2 protein-coding genes are annotated in these 2,362 nt (G+C 74.3%); both read right to left on the bottom strand.

Annotation, left to right across the window (positions count from 1 at the left end):
• Positions 1-584, bottom strand: a 584-nt coding sequence (gene coaE, locus FJ251_15540) for a dephospho-CoA kinase (GenBank protein MBM4119116.1), incomplete at its 3' end; no start/stop codon positions are given.
• The coding region (gene polA, locus FJ251_15545; GenBank protein ID MBM4119117.1) for a DNA polymerase I at positions 548-2,362 on the bottom strand (1,815 nt) is incomplete at its 5' end. The genes coaE and polA, both read right to left, overlap by 37 nt.

Below are 2,362 nucleotides of genomic sequence, written 5' to 3' on the forward strand. Positions count from 1 at the left end.
GGGGTGTTGAGCACGCGATCGGCCTGGGCCGTCCACTGCTCCCAGTCGCCCTGTGCGCGCAGGCGGCGCACCGCGGCCGCCGCGCCCGCGCCCCCTCGCTTGGCGACCCGCTCGATCAGGCGCGCCGGCGGCGCCCAGGTGAGGAGCACGCCGTCGACCGCGAAGGGACGCGCGGCGAGCTGGAACCAGAGCACGACCTCCATCACGAGCAGACCCTGGCCGCGCTGCCGCCAGTCGACGGCCTTCTCGCCCAGCTCGCTGAACACGTGGGGATGGAGCAGCGCCTCGAGTTCGGCGAGCAGGGCCGCGTCGTCGAAGGCGCGGGCGGCGATCAGCGCGCGGTCGGGCCGCCCGTCCGGGCCGAAGACGGCCTCGCCGAAGAGGCGGCGGAGCCCCGCGTGCACGTCCTCGTGCCGGGCGAGCAGGCGGTGGACGAGGGCGTCGGCGTCCAGCACCGTGGCGCCGCAGTCGGCGAAGAGCCGGCAGACGGTGCTCTTGCCGCTCCCGAGCGGGCCGGTGACGACCCAGACGCGTCCAGGCAGTGCGGTCAATGCGCCTCCAGCCAGTTGTCGCCGCTGCCCCACTCCACCTTGAGCGGGACGGCGAGGTCCCCCACGCCCTCCATGAGCGGAATCACCCCGGCCGCCAGGGCCGCCAGCTCGCCGGGCGCCGCCTCGAAGAGCAGCTCGTCGTGCACCTGCAGGAGCAGGCGGGCGCCGAGACCGCTGCGCCCGAGCCAGTCGTGCACGCGCAGCATCGCGAGCTTGATGAGGTCGGCGGCGCTGCCCTGGATCGGCGTGTTGATCGCCACGCGCTCGCCGAAGGCGCGCAGCGCCGGATTGCTGCTCGCGAGCTCGGGCAGCGCCCGCCGACGCCCGAGCAGTGTGCTGACGGCGCCGTCGCGCCGGGCGGCGAGGAGCGTCGCGTCGATCCAACGCCGCACGCCGGGGAAGGCCGCGAAGTACTCCTCGATGAAGCGCTGGGCCTCGGCGCGCGGGATGCGCAGGCGCTGCGCCAGCCCGTGCGCGCCCATCCCGTAGAGCACGCCGAAGTTGACCGCCTTCGCGCGGTCCCGCTCGTCGCGGCCGATCTCCGCCTCCGCCTTGCCGGACAGGCGCGCCGCCGTCCAGCGGTGGATGTCGCGCTCGCCGGCGAAGGCTTCGCGCAGCGCCGCATCGCCGCTCAGCGCCGCGAGGATGCGCAGCTCCACCTGGCTGTAGTCGAAGGAGGCGAGCTTCAGGCCCGGCGCCGGCACGAAGGCGCGGCGGATCTCCTTGCCCAGCTCGCTGCGCACCGGGATGTTCTGCAGGTTGGGATCGGAACTGGACAGGCGGCCCGTCGCGGCCACCGCCTGGTTGAAGCGGGTGTGCACGCGGCCGGTGGCGGGGAGCACCATCGCCGGCAGCACGTCGACGTAGGTGCTCTTCAGCTTCGACAGCTCGCGCCACTCGAGCACCCAGCCGGCGATCGGGTGCTCGCCGGCGAGTTCACCCAGCACCTGCTCGTCCGTGGAGTGGCCCGTCTTCGTCTTGCGGCCGGCCGGGAGCTTCAGCTCCTCGAAGAGCACGGCGGCCAGCTGCTTCGGACTGCCGATCGCGAAGGCGCGGCCGGCGGCGGCGTGGATGCGCGCTTCCAGCTCGCCGCGCGCCCTTTCCATGCGCTCACCGAGGGCGGCGAGCTGCGCCGTGTCGAGGCCGATACCGGCCGCCTCCATCGCCGCGAGCACGGGCACGAGCGGCATCTCCAGGTCGCGGAAGAGGCGCTCGACCCCGGCCGCCGCGAGCGCGGGCGCGAGGGCGTCGGCCAGGCGCAGCGTGAAGTCGGCGTCCTCGGCGGCGTACTGCGTGAGGCGGTCCAGGGGCACCCGGGTGATGTCGCGTTCCTTGTCGCCGGCGGCGAAGAGCGCCTCGTAGGGGATCATCTGGTGGCCGAGCAGCTCCAGGGCGAGGGCGTCCAGGCCGTGGCTGCGCCGGCCGGGGTCGACGCAGTAGCTGGCGAGCATCGTATCGAAACAGGGACCCGCTATCGGCAGCCCATGCCGGGCAAGGACTTGTGCGTCGAACTTGAGATTCTGCGCGAGCTTCTCGCAGTCCCCGCTCGCCAGGGCAGGCGCCAGCGCCGCCTGCAGATCGGCGAGGGCCAGACCGGTCCCGGCGCAGCGGCCGGCCACCGGCAGGTAGCTGGCCTCGCCCGGGACGAGCGCCACGCTGATCCCGACCAGGTCGGCGGCGAGCGGATCGAGTCCGGTCGTCTCCGTGTCGACGGCGAAGCGCGCTGCCGCGGCCAGCCGCGCGCCGAGAGCGGCCAGCTCCCCGGCGTCTTCCACGCAGCGGTAGCTGGCGAGCGGCGCCGCCCGGCTCTC

It is taken from the genome of bacterium (assembly GCA_016873475.1).
Classification (GTDB): Bacteria; Krumholzibacteriota; Krumholzibacteriia; order JACNKJ01; family JACNKJ01; genus VGXI01.